The sequence below is a fragment of the Aeromicrobium sp. genome (assembly GCF_023146395.1).
Lineage (GTDB): Bacteria > Actinomycetota > Actinomycetes > Propionibacteriales > Nocardioidaceae > Aeromicrobium.
In genome coordinates, this window is the sequence record NZ_JAGLCD010000012.1 from 38,040 (window position 1) to 53,758 (window position 15,719).

The 15,719-nt window shown below is 72.3% G+C and carries 17 protein-coding genes; 13 read left to right on the plus strand and 4 right to left on the minus strand.

Features of this window, described 5'->3' with window-relative positions; all coding sequences use genetic code 11:
• The first annotated feature begins 4 nt into the window (after positions 1–4).
• The 3 genes from purU (at position 5) to KAG51_RS10035 (ending at position 2,420) form a co-directional block, all read left to right on the plus strand.
• Positions 5–844, plus strand: a complete 840-nt coding sequence (purU, locus tag KAG51_RS10025) for a formyltetrahydrofolate deformylase (RefSeq protein ID WP_290583213.1) — start codon at positions 5–7, stop codon at positions 842–844.
• A 155-nt stretch (positions 845–999) separates the two neighbouring features.
• Entirely contained in the window at positions 1,000–1,785 is a 786-nt protein-coding gene (locus tag KAG51_RS10030) for a sugar phosphate isomerase/epimerase (RefSeq protein ID WP_290583215.1), read from the plus strand.
• A complete protein-coding gene (locus KAG51_RS10035) occupies positions 1,785–2,420 on the plus strand; it encodes a LysE family translocator (protein ID WP_290583217.1) in 636 nt (211 codons plus the stop codon). Before KAG51_RS10030 ends, KAG51_RS10035 begins: the two co-directional genes overlap by 1 nt.
• On the opposite strand, the gene KAG51_RS10040 is transcribed toward KAG51_RS10035, so the two are convergent.
• Complete coding sequence (locus tag KAG51_RS10040; protein WP_290583219.1) at positions 2,404–3,378, minus strand: bile acid:sodium symporter family protein; 975 nt, start codon at positions 3,376–3,378, stop codon at positions 2,404–2,406. The genes KAG51_RS10035 and KAG51_RS10040 overlap by 17 nt on opposite strands.
• Before the next feature lie 47 nt (positions 3,379–3,425).
• Here KAG51_RS10040 and proC point away from each other — a divergent pair, with 47 nt between their 5' ends.
• From proC to KAG51_RS10070, 6 genes are all read left to right on the plus strand, one after another.
• On the plus strand, positions 3,426–4,223 hold the full coding sequence (gene proC, locus KAG51_RS10045) for a pyrroline-5-carboxylate reductase (protein ID WP_290583221.1): 798 nt from the start codon (positions 3,426–3,428) through the stop codon (positions 4,221–4,223).
• A gap of 48 nt (positions 4,224–4,271) precedes the next feature.
• Entirely contained in the window at positions 4,272–5,453 is a 1,182-nt protein-coding gene (locus tag KAG51_RS10050; RefSeq protein ID WP_290583223.1) for an acetoin utilization protein AcuC, read from the plus strand.
• Positions 5,454–5,644: 191 nt separating this feature from the next.
• Positions 5,645–5,830: a helix-turn-helix domain-containing protein gene (locus tag KAG51_RS10055; RefSeq protein ID WP_290583225.1), complete on the plus strand. Its 186-nt coding sequence runs from the start codon at positions 5,645–5,647 to the stop codon at positions 5,828–5,830.
• 164 nt (positions 5,831–5,994) lie between these two features.
• Positions 5,995–6,096 (plus strand): AURKAIP1/COX24 domain-containing protein, encoded by a 102-nt coding sequence (locus tag KAG51_RS10060; protein WP_019143756.1) that lies wholly within the window; start codon positions 5,995–5,997, stop codon positions 6,094–6,096.
• 12 nt (positions 6,097–6,108) lie between these two features.
• Entirely contained in the window at positions 6,109–7,080 is a 972-nt protein-coding gene (locus KAG51_RS10065; RefSeq protein WP_290583227.1) for an NAD-dependent epimerase/dehydratase family protein, read from the plus strand.
• 22 nt (positions 7,081–7,102) lie between these two features.
• Positions 7,103–8,467, plus strand: coding sequence for a 1-acyl-sn-glycerol-3-phosphate acyltransferase (locus tag KAG51_RS10070; RefSeq protein ID WP_290583229.1), 1,365 nt, complete (start codon positions 7,103–7,105; stop codon positions 8,465–8,467).
• A gap of 50 nt (positions 8,468–8,517) precedes the next feature.
• Here the strand turns inward: KAG51_RS10070 and KAG51_RS10075 are convergent, their stop codons facing one another.
• The 3 genes from KAG51_RS10075 to KAG51_RS10085 all read right to left on the minus strand — a co-directional run bounded on the left by KAG51_RS10075 (position 8,518) and on the right by KAG51_RS10085 (position 11,296).
• Complete coding sequence (locus KAG51_RS10075) at positions 8,518–9,543, minus strand: DUF5667 domain-containing protein (protein WP_290583231.1); 1,026 nt, start codon at positions 9,541–9,543, stop codon at positions 8,518–8,520.
• Positions 9,544–9,637: 94 nt separating this feature from the next.
• Positions 9,638–10,336, minus strand: a complete 699-nt coding sequence (locus tag KAG51_RS10080; protein WP_290583233.1) for a sigma-70 family RNA polymerase sigma factor — start codon at positions 10,334–10,336, stop codon at positions 9,638–9,640.
• A gap of 63 nt (positions 10,337–10,399) precedes the next feature.
• Positions 10,400–11,296, minus strand: a complete 897-nt coding sequence (locus KAG51_RS10085; RefSeq protein ID WP_290583235.1) for an HAD-IB family hydrolase — start codon at positions 11,294–11,296, stop codon at positions 10,400–10,402.
• A gap of 82 nt (positions 11,297–11,378) precedes the next feature.
• Between KAG51_RS10085 and KAG51_RS10090 the strand changes: the two genes are divergently transcribed.
• The 4 genes from KAG51_RS10090 to hemC all read left to right on the plus strand — a co-directional run bounded on the left by KAG51_RS10090 (position 11,379) and on the right by hemC (position 15,668).
• A complete protein-coding gene (locus KAG51_RS10090) occupies positions 11,379–12,944 on the plus strand; it encodes an AMP-binding protein (protein WP_290583237.1) in 1,566 nt (521 codons plus the stop codon).
• On the plus strand, positions 12,941–13,225 hold the full coding sequence (locus KAG51_RS10095; protein WP_290583239.1) for a glutaredoxin family protein: 285 nt from the start codon (positions 12,941–12,943) through the stop codon (positions 13,223–13,225). The genes KAG51_RS10090 and KAG51_RS10095 overlap by 4 nt, the downstream gene beginning before the upstream one ends.
• Positions 13,226–13,416: 191 nt before the next feature.
• Entirely contained in the window at positions 13,417–14,745 is a 1,329-nt protein-coding gene (locus KAG51_RS10100) for a glutamyl-tRNA reductase (RefSeq protein ID WP_290583241.1), read from the plus strand.
• Positions 14,742–15,668, plus strand: coding sequence for a hydroxymethylbilane synthase (gene hemC / locus KAG51_RS10105; RefSeq protein WP_290583243.1), 927 nt, complete (start codon positions 14,742–14,744; stop codon positions 15,666–15,668). Before KAG51_RS10100 ends, hemC begins: the two co-directional genes overlap by 4 nt.
• Positions 15,669–15,719 lie beyond the last annotated feature (51 nt).

A 15,719-nucleotide genomic window follows, 5' to 3' on the forward strand; every position in this document is an offset into this window, starting at 1 on the left:
ACCGATGACGTCCACGATCGTCCTGACCCTCACCTGCCCCGACCGGGCGGGCCTGGTGTTTGCCGTCTCGCGCTGGATCGCGGAGTCGGGCGGCAACATTCTCGACAGCCAGCAGTTCACCGACACCGCCGACGGGGAGTTCTTCCTGCGGGTCCACTTCGACCACCCCCGTCCGGTCGCCGAGCTCCGCGAGTCGTTCACGTCGGTGGCGGCCGATCACGCGATGGACTTCCAGCTCGTCGCGGCCGGGAGACCGACCCGCACGCTGGTCATGGTGTCGAAGGAGGGGCACTGCCTCAACGACCTGCTGTACCGCCAGAGCACGGGTTCGCTGCCGATCGAGGTGCCGGCGATCGTGTCGAACCACCGTGACCTCGAGCGGCTCGCGACCGCCTACGACGTGCCGTTCCACCACGTGCCGTCCGGCGACAAGCCGGCCGCCGAGTCCAGCGTCCTGCGCCTGGTGGAGGAGCTCGACATCGAGCTCGTCGTGCTGGCGCGGTACATGCAGATCCTCAGCGACGACCTGTGCCGCGCGCTCTCGGGCCGCGCGATCAACATCCACCACAGCTTCCTGCCGAGCTTCAAGGGAGCTCGTCCGTACGCCCAGGCGCACGACCGCGGCGTCAAGCTGATCGGTGCCACGGCCCACTACGTGACGGCCGACCTCGACGAGGGTCCGATCATCGACCAGGAGGTGCAGCGCGTCGACCACCGGATGACGCCGGCCGACCTGGCCCGGGTGGGCCGCGACGTCGAGGCCCGCACGCTCTCGCGGGCCGTGGCCCTGCACGCCGAGTCCCGCGTGCTGCTCAACGGCCCGCGCACCGTCGTCTTCAGCTGAGGCGCGCGGCTCCTTCGTCGCCGCTCCACCGGCTCGTTCCTCACCGGTGCCGGGCTTCGCCCGGGCGCCCGCCTCGCCTGCGGCTCGGCCCGTGGTGACGGCGGCGGCCGGGCGACGCGTTCCCTGCGGTGGGGGTCGGGCCTAGGCTGGCCGTCGTGTCCACCCCTGTCCGCGTCTCGCTCTCGACGTCGTCGGTCTACCCGGGCTCCACGGCGAGCGCCTTCGAGGCCGCCGCGCGGATCGGCTACGACGGCGTCGAGGTCATGGTCGGCACCGACGAGGTCAGCGCCGACATCGAGGCCGTCTCGCGCCTGGCGGAGTTCCACGGGGTCCGGGTCGTCTCGGTGCACGCGCCCACGCTGCTGCTGACGCAACGCGTCTGGGGCACCGAGCCGTGGGGCAAGCTGCACCGCGCCGCCGACATGGCCCACGCGGTGGGCTGCGACACGATCGTGGTGCACCCGCCGTTTCGCTGGCAGCGCGAGTACGCCACCGACTTCGTGCAGGGCATCGCCGACCTCGAGACGGAGCACGGCCTGGTCTACGCCGTCGAGAACATGTACCCCTGGCGCACGGGCCGGCGCGAGTTCCAGGCCTATGCGCCCGACTGGGACCCGGTCGGGCAGGACTACGCCCACGTCACGGTCGACCTCTCGCACAGCGGCACGGCGCGGCAGGATCCGGTGCAGATGGTGCGTGACCTCGGCGACCGTCTGGCGCACATCCACATCGCCGACAGCCTGGGCAGTGCCAAGGACGAGCACATGATCCCCGGACGCGGCAGCCAGCCGTGCGCCGAGTTCCTCGCCGAGGTCACGCGCACGGGCTACACCGGTGAGGTCGTCGTCGAGATCAACACGCGCAAGGCCCTGGACACCCGCACGCGCGAGGACGCCCTGATCGAGGCGCTCGACTTCACGCGCCGGCACCTGGAGGTCTGATGATCACGACCGGGCAGCTCGTGGCATTCGGCCTCGCGGCGTTCGTGCTGATCGCGATCCCGGGCCCGAGCGTCGTCTTCGTGATCGGTCGTGCCCTGGTCTACGGGCGGGCCGTCGCGCTCGCCACCGTGGTCGGCAACTCGCTGGGCCTGCTCGTCCTGATCACGGCGGTGGCCCTGGGGCTCGGCGTCGTGGTGGCGGAGTCGATCCTGGTCTTCACGGTCATCAAGCTCGTCGGGGCGGCCTACCTGGTGTGGCTCGGGGTGCAGGCCCTGCGCCACCGGGCGGACTTCACGTCGGTCACGGTGGGCGACGACCGTCCGATGCCGGTCGGCCGCGCCGTGCGCCAGGGCTTCGTCGTGGGGGTCACGAACCCGAAGGCGTTCATGATCTTCGGGGCCGTGCTCCCGCAGTTCCTCGACCGCGGAGCCGGCCACCTCCCGGTGCAGATGCTGCTCCTGGGCCTGGTCGGGTTCGTGATCGGTCTGCTGTCGGACGGGCTGTGGGCGCTGATCGCCAGCCAGCTGCGGGAATGGTTCGCCCGTTCTCCGCGGCGTGGTCAGGCCGTCGGCACGGTGGGCGGCGTCTCGATGATCGGGCTCGGCGTCGGCCTGGCCGTCACGAACCACCGCTGACGGCGCCGGCGTCGCCCGGACCGTGGCGTGACAACCGCTGGGCGAGCACGGCGCTCGTGATGAGCTGGAACTGGTGGTAGATCATCAGCGGCAGGACGACGAGGGCGGCCGCGGGCCCGGAGAACAGCACCGCGACCATCGGCAGACCGCTCGCCAGGCTCTTGGTCGAGCCGCAGAACAGCAGAGCCGTGCGGTCGGGGCGCGGGAAGCGGAGCCATCGGCCGAGCAGCGCGGTCCACCCGAATGCGAGTGCCAGGAGTGCCGCGCAGATGACGGCGACGACGGCGAACGAGCTCGTGGGCACCGCCGTCCAGATCCCCGCCTCGGTGCCCTCGCTGAAGGCCACGTAGACGACGAGCAGGATCGTGCTGCGGTCGAAGGGCCGGAGCCAGCGGTCGTGGCGCTCGACCCAGCCTCCGATGAGCGGGCGCAGGAGCTGGCCCGCGACGAACGGCGCGAAGAGCTGCAGGACGATGCGGATCACCGACGCTCCGTCGACCTGGGTGTCACCGCCCATCAGCAGGGCGACGTACAGGGGGACGAGGAACACGCCGAGCAGGTTCGACACCGACGCGCTGACCACGGCCGCGGCACTGTTGCCGTGAGCGATGCGCGTGTACACGATGCAGCCCTGGATGGCCGACGGAACCAGGCACAGCAGCAGCACGCCGGCGCCGAGCTCGCCGGGCAGGACCGCCTCGGGCAGCTGCCTGACGCCGAGACCCACGAGCGGAAAGACCACGAACGTCGTCGCCAGGATCGCAAGCTGGAGTCGCCAGTGACGCAGGTTCTGCAGGGTCTCTGGGGTCGAGAGACGGGCCCCGTGCAGGAAGAACAAACCGCCGATGGCCACCATCGACACGGTCTTGACGATCTCGAGACCGTCACCCGTCGCCGGCAGGAGTGCGCCGATGGCCGCTGACGCCACGAGCATCGCGAGGAACGGGTCGAGGCGCACACCGTGACCCTACGGGGGCCGGATCAGCGCGGCCTAAGGTGGACGCCATGACGACGATCGCGTTCCTGGGTGCCGGTGTCATGGGCGAGACGATCCTCGCCGCGATCCTGCGGGCCGGTCAGGCCTCCGGCGACGTGCGGGTGGCGGAGAAGAGTCCCGAGCGGGCGGAGTCGCTCCGGGAGGCGCACGGCGTCGTCGTCACCGACGCCCGCGGCGCGGTGCAGGACGCCGAGGTCGTCGTCGTGGCGGTCAAGCCGCAGGACGTCCCCGCGGTGCTGGCGGACGTCGCCGACGTCGTGTCGCCGGCGGCCACGGTCGTCTCGATCGCCGCGGGGGTGACCACGGCGACGTTCGAGGCCGCCCTGCCGGCGGGCGTCGCCGTCGTGCGGGCCATGCCGAACACGCCGGCCCTGGTCGGTCAGGGCATGTTCGGCATCTCCGCCGGGTCGACGTGCACGCGCGAGCAGGTCGAGGCCGTGGCCACCCTGCTCGGCGCGGGGGGCGAGGTCGTCGTGGTCGAGGAGTCGCTCCAGGACGCCGTGACGGCGGTGTCGGGCTCCGGCCCGGCCTACGTCTTCTACCTGGTCGAGCAGATGATCGCCGGCGGGGTCGAGGCGGGGCTCGACGAGGCCACCGCGCGGGTCCTGGCCACACGCACGCTCGTCGGAGCGGCGACCCTGCTCGAGCGCTCCGGAGACGAACCGGCCGAGCTGCGTCGGCGAGTCACCTCGCCCGGGGGCACGACCGCCGCGGCGATCGCCGCGTTCGACGACGCCGGCGTGGCCGACGGCCTGCGAGCCGGCGTCGTCGCCGCAGCCCGCCGGTCGGCCGAGCTCTCCGGCTGACACCGGGTCAGCGCCTCGCGACGGACCTTCGGGGACTACGCTCGAGAGGTGGGTCACAGCCAACGTCCGGTCGTCGTGTTCGACGAGGCCGTCACGTCGTACAACTTCGGTCCGACCCACCCCATGGCGCCGGTCCGGGTCGAGCTGACGCTGGAGCTCGCGGGCGGCCTCGGGGTGCTCGACCACCTCGATCTCGTCGGCGCGGTGCCGGCCACCGACGACGAGCTCAGCGCGATCCACTCGGCGGGCTACATCGAGCGGGTGCAGAAGCTCAGCGCCCATCCGATCCACCGCGACCTGGCGATCGGCCTCGGGGGCGACGACAATCCGGTCTTCGCCGGGATGCACGAGGCGAGCGCGTTGATCGCGGGGGCGAGCGTCGAGGCGGCCCGCCGGGTGTGGACCGGTGAGGCGCCCCGGGCCGCCAACGTGGCCGGGGGCCTGCACCATGCGATGCCCGACCGGGCCAGCGGCTTCTGCATCTACAACGACATCGCCCTGGCGATCCGGTGGCTGCTCGACCACGGTGCCGACCGGGTCGCCTACGTCGACGTCGACGCGCACCACGGTGACGGGGTGCAGACGATGTTCTGGGACGATCCCCGGGTCCTGACGATCTCGATCCACGAGGGCCCGCAGACGCTGTTCCCCGGCACGGGCTTCGCGACCGAGACCGGCGGCGCGCAGGCGCCCGGCACGGCGGTCAACCTCCCGTTGCCCCCGGGCACGTCGGACGCGGGGTGGTTCCGCGCGTTCCACGCGGTGGTGCCGCAGGTGCTGCGGGAGTTCAAGCCCCAGGTCCTGGTCACGCAGCACGGCTGCGACTCGCACATGGACGACCCGCTGACCAATCTGATGCTCAGCGTCGACGGGCAGCGCCAGTCCTACGTCGTGCTGCGCGAGCTCGCCGACGAGCTGTGCGACGGCAAGTGGGTCGTCACGGGGGGCGGAGGCTACGCCGTGACCGAGGTCGTGCCCCGGTCGTGGACCCATCTGCTCGGCATCGTCGCGGACCACCCGATCGATCCCGCGACCCCGACCCCGGCCGACTGGCAGGCGTTCGTGCAGCACCGCCAGGGCGTCGTGGCACCCACGCGCATGAGCGACGGCCGCACCCCGTCCTACCGGGCCTGGGAGCAGGGCTTCGATCCGGCGAGCTGGCTCGACCGGTCGATCAACGCGGCGCGGCAGGCGGTCTTCCCGCTCGTGGGCATCGATCCGCTGTACTGAGACGCTCGGCCGCTGCCGCGTCCTCGCGGGAGATCTGGGGCGCAGGGTTCCTGAGGGTCTGCTGAGGCGAATTCGGACAACCCCTGTACGCCCGGGAGCCGGACCCACTAGTGTCACCGACAAGCACGCGCGCTGCCTCTCCGGTGGGGAAGCCGGAGAGCGCGCGTGCCCTCACGTGAAAGGGAACGCAGATGGCGTCCGCTGGCGAGTTTCTGACCATTGCCGAAGTCGCGGCGCAGATGCGTGTCTCCAAGATGACCGTCTACCGCCTGGTGCACGGCGGTGAGCTCGAGGCGGTGCGGGTCGGGCGGTCCTTCCGCGTCACGCAGAAGGCCGTCGACGACTTCATCGACAAGTCCTTCTACCAGGCCGGCTGACCCGGGTCGCCGGTCCGCCGCGTCCGGCACCCGTGGCGCGGCCCCCCCGGCGCAGGCCTCGGTCCGCCCTCGTCGCCGTGCCGCTCTTGGCGGTGTGTGCCGATGAGGGTCGGGCGGGTAGGCTGAGCCGTCATCTCCGTCAATACCAGTACTGGGGTTCCTCCGTGGGTTCTGTCATCAAGAAGCGTCGCAAGCGGATGTCGAAGAAGAAGCACCGCAAGATGCTGAAGCGCACGCGCGTGCAGCGTCGTCGTCTGGGCAAGTAGTCCCCAGGCGCCATGGGCAAGGTCGTTCTCGTCACGGGCGTCTCCGACTCCTTCGCCACGCTCGTGGCGCGGAGCCTTGCCGACGAGCCCTCGGTCGAGAAGGTCGTCGGCGTCGACACGGTCCTGCCTGCCGGTGACCTGAGCGGCGTCAAGTTCGTCCGCGCCGACATCCGCACGCCGGTCATCGGCAAGGTGATCGCCGTCGAGGACGTCGACACCGTGGTGCATCTCGACCTGAGCCCGCAGGTGCGCGGTCGCGGCGGCGGCAAGGAGCTCAACGTCATCGGCACGATGCAGCTGCTGGCCGCGTGCCAGCGCTCGGCCGTCGTGCGCAAGCTCGTCCTGGGCTCGTCCACCGCGGTGTACGGCTCCTCGCCTCGCGACCCGGCGCTGTTCCGCGAGTCCACGGGCGCCCGCGGGGGAGTCCGGTCGGGCTTTCCCAAGGACATCGTCGAGGTCGAGTCCTACGCGCGTGGCTTCGCGCGGCGCCGGCCCGAGGTGTTGATCACGACGTTGCGCGCGGCTCACCTGCTCGACGCCGACCACTTCTCGCCGCTGGGCCAGTACTTCCGCAGTGCGGCCCTGCCGGCGGCGCTGGGCTATGACCCGCGCCTGCAGTTCGTGCACGTCCAGGACCTCCTCGCCATCATGATCGAGTCGGTGCGCAAGGACCGGCCGGGCACCTTCAACGTGGCCGGCGACGGCGTCGTGCTGCTGTCGCAGGTCGCGCGCCGGCTCGGACGCCCGGTCGTCCCGGTGCCGCCGTTCGGCTTCGCCAGCGGAGCCCGCCGCGTCCTGCGTGCCGTCGGCTCCGACATCTCGCCCGACCTGCACCGGCTGCTGATGTACGGCCGCGCGGTCGACACGTCCGCGCTCAAGGAGATCTTCGGCTTCGAGCCGACCTACACGACCGAGCAGATCGTGGAGCAGTTCCGCGCCGCAGTGCGTCCCGGGGTCCTGTCGGGACTGGGAGCTCGGGCATGAGTGAACGAGGGGGGAACCGGCGATGAGTGAGGATCCGCGCAAGAACATCGGTGCCCGGTCGGCCAAGCCCGGCTCGGGCCGGACCTCGCCGTCCTCGGCCGCCCGCTCGCTCGCCGGAGGCACGGCGCCCCGCAAGCCGCCGACCAAGGCCAAGGCCACGCCGCGACCGGCCGCTGACGAGGCGTCCCCGAAGTCCGCCGCGAGCCCCAAGCCCGCCGCCGAGCCGGCCTCGACGAAGGCGGCCCCGAAGAAGAAGTCCGCGGCGTCGAAGCGGTCCTCGCCGACCTCCTCCGCCACGACCTCGTCGACCAAGGGTGAGGCGCGCACCGGCGCGGCGGGTGACCGCACGACGACGCCCAGCTCGTCGGCGCGCAGCACCGCCACCGGTCGTCGTCTGCGGGCGGTCACCGAGGACGACGCCGCCCGGGCCGCGGCGGAGGCCGCTGAGGAGGCCCAGCGCCGCACGCGCACGGCTGGCGCGGCGCCTGCTGCCGCGGGCATCCCGATCGACGAGATCGTCGCTGCCGTCATCCAGGCCGCTCAGCGGGTGCTGGGTTCGGACTGGGACACGCGGCTCGCCACCCTGCTGGCCGCGCTGCGCCGCCGGATGGGGGGTGAGTACGCGGTCGACGAGTTCGGCTTCGACCCGCAGATCACCGAGATCCTCGTCGGGGCCGTCGAGCCGCTCGCGGAGAAGTGGTTCCGCCTCGAGGTGCGCGGCATCGAGAACATCCCCACCGACGGTGGTGCCCTGCTCGTCTCGAACCACTCCGGCACGGTGCCTCTCGACGGGGTCATGGTCGGGTACGCGGTCAAGAAGTACGCCCAGCGCAACCTGCGTCCGCTGGGGGCCGACCTGGTCTTCCAGCTGCCGTTCGTCAGCCAGCTGGCGCGCAAGATCGGCGCCACGCTCGCCTGCACCGAGGACGCCGAGCGGCTGCTCACGAGCGGTGAGCTGGCCGGGGTCTGGCCGGAGGGCTTCAAGGGCATCGGCAAGCCGTACGCGGAGCGGTACAAGCTGCAGCGCTTTGGACGCGGCGGATTCGTGTCGTCGGCCATGCGGGCGCAGGTGCCGATCGTCCCGGTCTCGATCGTGGGAGCGGAGGAGATCTATCCGCTGATCGGCAACGTCCCGTCGCTCGCCCGGCTGCTCGGGGTGCCGTACCTGCCGATCACGCCGTTCTTCCCGCTGCTCGGTCCGCTCGGACTCGTGCCACTGCCGAGCAAGTGGATCATCGAGTTCGGTGAGCCGATCCGCACCGATGCGTACGAGCCTGAGGCCGCCGACGACCCGATGCTGCTGTTCAACGTCACCGACCAGGTGCGCGAGACGATCCAGCAGACCCTCTACGCCCTGCTGGTCGACCGGGGCAGCGCCTTCTTCTGATCACCGCCGGCGCATGGCCCGCGGCGGTCGACGAGGGACTGTCGTGCGGACTACTTGCGGCCCAGCAGCCCGCCGAGCAGCGACGGGACGAGTCCGTCGTCGCCGAGCAGGGTCTCGACCAGCGGTGTGACGACCGGGATCTGGGCGGGCGTCGAGGGTGTCGACGACGGCGCCGGGGTGACCGGAGCGGCGAGCGAGGGGCTGGGCGACGGCTTGGTCGAGGGTGACCGCGTGGCCGAGCCCGACGGGGCGGTGGTGATGGCCTGGGACGGCCCCGCCTGAGGTGTGGTGCTGGCGTCGGACTCCGGTGTCGGGCTGGCGCTGGCCTGCAGCTCGGGCAGCGTGACCGGGCTGCACTCCAGGCACAGGCTGCTGGCCTGCGTGGCGATGTCGCGCACGGCGTCCATGGCCAGCTCGACCGGGTCCGCGGACGAGCCCGGGAACTGCGGGGCGAGCTCGGTCAGGGTGCTGGCGGAGTCGGCGGCGAAGTCGTTGACGGACTCGGCCGTGGCGGTCTCGCCGTCGGCCTCGTAGTGCGTGAAGAGATCGGCCGTTCCGGCCCCGGCCTGGGTGCGGAAGTCGGCCAGGGCGCTTGCGGCGCGGTCGAGCTCGCCCTCGTCGGCGAGGTGCTCGGCCTCGGCCAGGCGCTCGCGGGCCTGCTCGAGCTGGAACTGGCCACGGGAGGCGTCGGAACGGTGCAGGGCGAGCTCGACCGACTCGACGCTGCGCTTGACGCCGTACAGCATGTCGCCGGGCACGGCCTGGGCGCTCGAGGCGACGATGCCGATGCCACCCACCGCGACGATCGCGGCGGCGCTGAGTCGCGCCACACGGCGGCGCACGCCGAGCGTGCGGGTCGGAGCGACCGCGGGACGGGCCTGGGCGACCAGCAGCTCGGGGGCCTCGGCCATCAGGCGCTCGCGCAGCGCCTGGCGGAAGTCGTCGGCGGGGGCCACGGTCGCGGCCCGCGCGCAGAGCGCCTCGGCGTGGCGCACCATCTCGGTGACGGCAGGGTCGGCCGGCGCACCTCGGAGGGCGGCCTCGAATGCATCGGCCTCGCGCTTGCGGCTCGTCATGATTCCTGCCTTGTCGCCGTGGAGTGGTCAGAGAAGCGAACGACCATGAGACGGCGGGAGTTACGGATCATGACGCGAAACGAACGGGGAAATGTCATCGCAGATCCTCCGTCACGTTCTTGGCGAGCCGGCGGACCGCCCGCAGCTGGAGCTGCTTCACCGCGCCTTCGCTGCGACCGAGGGCCGCAGCGGTCTGGGCGATCGAGAGTCCCTGCATGAATCGCATGAGGATGCAGTCGCGCTGTTCCTCGGGGAGGGCGTTGACCGCCTCGAGGAGCATCGTGTTCGAGACCAGGCTCAGCACCTCGTCCTCGGGGGTCGGCGGGCTCGACCGGGTCTCCGGCACGGAGTCGGACACGATCTCGAGGCGGGCGCGGCTGGACTTGAAGTGATCGGTGATGAGGTTGCGGGCGATCGTGGTGAGCCAGGCCCCGAAGTCCTTGCCCTGCCAGCTGAAGCGGCTGATGGCGCGCAGTCCGCGCACGAACGTCTCGCTCGTGAGGTCCTCGGCGAGCTGGGCCGAGCCGACGCGGTAGTAGATGAAGCGGTAGATGCCGCCGACGTAGTGGTCGTACAGCTGGCCGAACGCCTCGGCGTCACCACCGACGGCGAGGTCGACCAGGGCCCGCAGACGCAGGCCCTCGGCGTCGAGCTCGGGCTCGGGGGCGTCGCCGCCGGACCCCGGGGCCGAGGTGGAGGTGGCCTGGGCCATGGCGGCCAGGAGAATGACGTCGTCGGCCCGCGTGCCGGCCACCGCCAGCACCGCTCGAAGTCCGATCAGATTCTCCCGCATGACCCTCCCAGATCGCGAGCAGTCTATCGGCCGGGAGTCCGTTCGCCCAGGGATTTGGCGAAATCAGCGGCGCAGTCGCCGGGCGACCTGCCAGGCGGCCACGCCCGCGCCGGCCACGCCGGCCGTGCGGAAGCCGGCCAGGGCGACCCGCCGACCGGTGCGGTAGTCGCGGATCTCCCAGTCGTTGGCACGGGCATGGGCGCGCAGGGTCGCGTCGGGGTTGACCGCGCAGGGATGGCCCACGAGCGACAGCATCGGCAGGTCGTTGCTCGAGTCGGAGTAGGCCGAGCAGCGGGCCAGGTCGAGGTGCTCGCGCTCGGCGATGGCGCGCACGGCGACGGCCTTGCCCTCGCCGTGCAGCATCTCGCCGACGAGGGCGCCGGTGTAGACGCCGTCGACGTGCTCCGCGACCGTGCCGAGGGCCCCAGTCAGTCCGAGGCGGCGGGCGATGACCTGCGCGATCTCGACCGGGGCCGCGGTGACGAGCCACACCCGCTGACCGCGGTCCAGGTGCGTCTGCGCGATCGCCCGGGTCCCGGGCCAGATCTTGTGCGCCATGTGCTCGTCGAAGATCTCCTCGCCGATCTCCTCGAGCTCGGCCACCCGGTGCCCGGCGATGAACGCCAGGGCCGAGCTGCGGGCCTTGGCGATGTGCTCGGGGTCCTCGATGCCGGAGATCCGGAAGTAGGCCTGCTGCCAGACGGCGCCGGCGAGATCGCGGGCCGAGAAGAAGTCGCGCCGGTACAGGCCGCGCGCGAGGTGGAAGATCGACGCGCCCTGCATGATCGTGTTGTCGACGTCGAAGAACGCGGCGGCACTCGGATCGGCGCGTGGCGCGAGGGCGATCTCGACCTCGGCGGCGGCTGCGGCGGCCTGCCCGGCCAGCACCGACCGCGACTTGAGATTGCGCCGCCGATCGGCCGCTGAGACGGGCCGGGGGACGGACGGCGGACGACTCATGTCGTGAGGCTACCGTGCGACCCGGGACCAGGCCCGGGTGTTCGGCCGCGGCCTGCGCCCGCGGTGTGGAAGAGTTGGGAGCGTGACCGTGACCGTGAACGTCAGCGAGATCCTCGCCGCCGCCGCGCGCCGCGACCCCGAGGGCACGGCCCTGGTCGAGGCTCGCGAGGAACGACGCGCCGTCACGTGGGCCGAGCTCGACCAGGCGGCCGACGCCGTCGCGCGAGGCCTCAGCGCCCAGGGGCTGCGAGCCGGGCACCGGGTCGCGCTCGTCATGGCGAACCGCATCGACCTCGTGATCGCCTACTTCGCCGTGCTGCGGGGCGGGATGGTCGCCGTCCCGGTCAACCCGCGCTCGACGCCCGTGGAGGTCGAGCGCATGCTCGTCGACTCCGGGGCGCGTCTGGTGCTCGCCGACGCTGCCGCCGTCGACGCGGTCCGTGCGGCCGCGGCCGGCGTCGCCCACCTCACCGTCGTCGTCGACGGGCCCGAGCCCGGGCCGGGTGAGACCGCCTTCGCAGCCTTCCTGGAGGCCGCGGTCGAGTCTTCGCCGGCGGCTCCGGCCGATCCCGAGGCGCTGGCCGTGATCCTCTACACCTCGGGCACGAGCGGCCGGCCGCGCGGCGTCATGCTGTCGCACCGGGCGCTGATCGCCAACATCGAGCAGGTCGCCACGCTCGAGGTCGTCGCGGCCGACGACGTGTGCCTCGGGCTGCTGCCGATGTTCCACATCTACGGCCTCAACTGCGTGCTGGGTCAGGCGGTGCACCAGGGCGCCCCCCTCGTCCTGGTCGACGGCTTCGACCCCGACGCCCTGCTCGACCTGGTCGTCCGCGAGGGCGTGACGTACCTGCCCGTCGCCCCACCGGTCGTGGCGGCCTGGTCGGGGCGCCAGGACCTGCGCGAGAAGCTCGCGTCGGTGCGGGTGGTGGTGTCCGGCGCCTCCGCGCTGGATCCCGACCTGGCCCGCGACTTCCGGGAGTCCTCGGGGCACGCGATCGAGCAGGGGTACGGACTGACCGAGGCCTCGCCCGTCGTCGCCGTCACGATCGGAGCCCGGCGCGACGCCGACGGTGCACCGAAGCCGCACTCGGTGGGAGCGGTCCTGCCGGGCATCGAGGTGCGCATCGTCGAGACGGTCGACGGTCAGGACGCGTCCCCGGGCGACCCGGCGGAGATCTGGGTGCGAGGCGCGAACCTGCTGACGGGCTACTGGCCCGACGGCAGCGACGGTCCCGACGCCGACGGCTGGTACCCGACCGGCGACGTGGGCCTGCTCGACGACGACGGCGACCTGACGCTCGTCGACCGGTTGCGCGAGCTCGTCATCGTCTCGGGCTTCAACGTGTACCCCCGTGAGGTCGAGGACGTCATCGCCGAGGCCCCGGGGGTCGACCAGGTGGCCGTCGTCGGCCTGCCGGACGAGTCCACGGGTGAGCGGGTCGTCGCGTTCGTCGTGCCCCTCCCGGGCACCGACGAGGCCGAGGTCACGGCGGCCGTCGAGGCCGCCTGCCGCACCCGGCTGGCACGGTTCAAGCAGCCCACCACGGTCGAGATCGTGCAAGGTCTCCCGTACTCGCCCACGGGCAAGGTCGCCAAGGGACGCCTCCGCGCGCTCGCGCGGGGGTCCGACCTGGGTCTTCGATGACCTCGGGTCCGCTCGCGGGGGGCTCGTCGCCGGAGGCCCTCGGCTCCGCGCGCGTCGTGGTCCTCGTGCGGGAGGGCTGTCACCTCTGTGAGGCAGCCGTCGCGGTCGTCGAGCAGGTCACGGGCGAGACCGGCGACACCTGGGCCACGGTCGACGTCGATGCCGATCCGGCCCTGGCGCGGCGGTGGACCGACGAGGTGCCGGTGACGTTCGTCGACGGCCGTCAGCACGACTTCTGGCGGGTCGACCCGCACCGGCTCCGCACGGCCCTCGCGCCCTGAGCGGCCGACGTCACGACGTGACGATTTGGTGAACGAGGATCACCGATCGTAGACTGTGCGGGCGCCGCAGGCCTGTCCCGACAGGGAAATCCCGAGGTCGCGCGGTGCAGGAGCACTGTGACGATTCTGCACCCCCTGACCGATGTCCTGGCCATCGGCGACTCTCCCACCGATGAATCGACGGTGACCGCATGAGCGTTCTCGTGCTGGGCATGTCCCACCGCACCGCCCCGATCGAGGTCCTCGAGCGCGCGTCGCTCGACACCGACGACGGCGTCAAGCTGTCGCACAAGGTCCTGGAGTCGCCCCACATCACCGAGTCCGTCGTGATCTCGACGTGCAACCGCGTCGAGGTGTACGTCGAGGCCGAGCGCTTCCACGGCGCGATCGAGGAGCTGTCGCGGCTCTTCGCCGACCACGCGGGCCTCGGCCGTGACGAGCTCGTCCACCACCTCTACGTGCACTACGACGACGCCGCGGTGGCCCACCTGTTCTCCGTCGCCGCGGGCCTGGACTCCATGATCCTGGGCGAGAGCCAGATCCTCGGCCAGGTCCGGCTGTCGCTGCAGTCGGCCCAGGCCGAGTCCACCGTCGGGCCGGCGCTCAACGCGCTGTTCCAGCAGGCGTTGCGCATCGGCAAGCGCGGGCACGCCGAGACCGGCATCGACCGGCTCGCGCCGTCGGTCGTCACGGCTGCCCTCGACGCCGCCAACGAGGCCATGGCGGCGGGTGACCCAGCGGACGGGCGGCAGATCGACGCCGAGACCCGCTACCTCGTGGCCGGTGCCGGCACCATGGCGAGCCTCGCGGTCCGCACGCTGATCGAGCGAGGTGTCGCCCCCGAACGCATCATGCTCACCAACCGCACCTACCAGCGGGCGGCGGAGTTCGTCGCCACGTTCGGGGTCGGGGCCGTGCGGTGGGAGTCGCTCGACCTCGAGCTCCGGGCCGCCGACATCCTCATCAGCTGCACGGGTGCGACCGGTGTCGTGTTCGACCGTGACCGCATCGCCGCGGCCACCCAGGACGGCCGGCCGATCACGCTGGTCGACCTCGCGCTCCCGCGCGACATCGCCGCCGACGTCACGACCCTGCCGAACACGACCCTGATCGACATGCAGGTCCTGGCCGAACGCGCCGCCGACTCCGAGGTCGTCGCCGACGTCGCCGCGGTGCGCGCGATCGTCGACGGTGAGGTCGGCACGTTCCTGGCCGCCAAGGCGGCCTCGCGGGTCACCCCGACCGTCGTGGCCCTGCGCGGCATGGCCGTCGAGATCGTGCAGTCCGAGACCGACCGTCTGGAGGCGCGGCTCGGCGACCTGACCGACGCCCAGCGCGCCGAGATCCGCCACGCCCTGCGGCGGGTCTCCGACAAGCTCCTGCACCAGCCCACGGTCCGCGTGCAGCAGCTCGTCGACGGTCCGGCAGGCCTGACGTACGCCGACGCCCTGGCCGACCTCTTCGCGCTCGACCCGTCCGCGGTCGACCGCGTGTCCGCCGTGGGGGAGGGAGCTGAATGACCGAGCCCCTGCGTCTCGGCACCCGCGCCAGCGAGCTCGCCCGCACCCAGTCCGGGCACGTCGCCGACCGGCTTCGCGAGCTCACGGGTCGTGAGGTCGTGCTGGTCACGATCAGCACCGAGGGCGACCGGTCCTCGGCCCCGCTCGACCAGATCGGTGGCACGGGGGTCTTCGTGGCCGCCCTGCGCGAGGCGCTCGTCGCCGACGAGGTCGACCTGGCCGTGCACTCGCTCAAGGACCTTCCCACCGCCGACGACCCGCGCCTGGCCCTGGCGGCGATCCCGCCGCGCGAGGACGTCCGCGACGTCCTCGTGGCCCGCGACGGTCTGACCCTGGGAGAGCTCCCGCCCGGCTCCCGCGTCGGCACCGGGTCGCCGCGCCGTGCCGCGCAGCTCAACGCGCTCGGCCTGGGCCTCGAGGTCGTCCCGATCCGGGGCAACGTCGGCACCCGCCTGGGCAAGGTGCGCTCGGGCGAGGTCGACGCGGTCGTCCTGGCCCACGCCGGCCTTCTGCGTCTGGGCCGAGCCGAGGAGGCCACCGAGGTGCTCGATCCGATCCAGGTGCTGCCCGCGCCCGGGCAGGGGGCGCTCGCCGTGGAGTGCCGCTCGGACCGCACCGACCTGATCGACCTGCTCGGGGTGCTCGACGACCCCGACACCCGCGCCACCGTCACGGCCGAACGCGCGTTGCTCGCCACGTTGGAGGCCGGGTGCAGTGCCCCGGTCGGTGCCCTGGCCGAGGTGGCCTGGGGCGACGACGGCGACGAGCTCTGGCTGCGTGCCGTCGTGGCCGATCCGTCCGGAAGTCCATCCATCCGCCTGTCCGCGATCGGCGTCCCCTCGGACGCCGCCGCGCTCGGCCTGCGTCTCGCCACCGAGATGTTGGCCGAGGGAGCCGACCAGATCATGGCGCCCGTCGCCTGATCCGCCGCTTCGACCCGACCACCCGCGGACCTCGTCCGCACCAGAAGGAAG